Origin of the sequence: Perlabentimonas gracilis (assembly GCF_011174675.1) — a bacterium.
GTDB classification, from domain to species: domain Bacteria; phylum Bacteroidota; class Bacteroidia; order Bacteroidales; family Tenuifilaceae; genus Perlabentimonas; species Perlabentimonas gracilis.
This window is the reverse complement of sequence record NZ_JAANIG010000100.1, coordinates 1-683: the sequence shown is the minus strand read 5'-3', so window position 1 is coordinate 683 and position 683 is coordinate 1. Positions and strand designations below refer to the sequence as shown.

Below are 683 nucleotides of genomic sequence, written 5' to 3'. Positions count from 1 at the left end.
GTGTCGGGTAACGCAGGCGGATTGCTCCGCCCTTGTCCCCTAAGAACCGTACGTGAGACTTTCACCTCATACGGCTCAAGCTCTCTGAAGGCAGATTGCTCCACCCGGCAATATATGAATATTTAGGCTATAATCCGGCACAACTTTCTCTTACTAATATAATCATCCCAAGAGGGGTCGAAAGGATTTACACCCCCAGCAATTAGTCTATGGCGTCTGATTTTGAAGAGGGCAAACATTCTAAGCAAAATAGTATTCCCGTTGGAAAACTTGCCAAAGAACTGCCATTTTCTGTTACCTACTGTCATAAACAGAAGTGAGACAATCTTTCTGTAACTAAGTTTGTTGTGTCTTCTGCGTGCCCAATTCCAGATGTTGCGCCACAGCATCCTGTCCAGCTTGAAGAATATTTTCTTTGAACAGGCGTGCTTGTGGTAGTTCGCCCACCCGGTAATGACACGGTTAAGGTTACGGATTAGAACGGCAGCCTGTGAACCCCTGTGTTTAACAATAATCCCTTTGAGTTTCCCCATAACGGATTTGATGCTATCTTTGGATGGACGCATCAGGAGTTTGCTTTTGGCATACATCCTGATGTTCTGTCCGAGGAAGTCAAACCCTTCTGTCACATGGGTAATTTTGGTTTTCTCCTGCGATAATTGCAACCCCCTAGTGGCAAGAAA

At 45.4% G+C, this 683-nt stretch carries 1 protein-coding gene; it reads right to left on the bottom strand.

The genetic code is table 11. The features are described 5' to 3' along the window. Window positions 1–122 precede the first annotated feature (122 nt). Window positions 123–683 (bottom strand): group II intron maturase-specific domain-containing protein (locus G8O23_RS17250; RefSeq protein ID WP_317169015.1); only part of this gene is annotated, 561 nt, incomplete at its 5' end.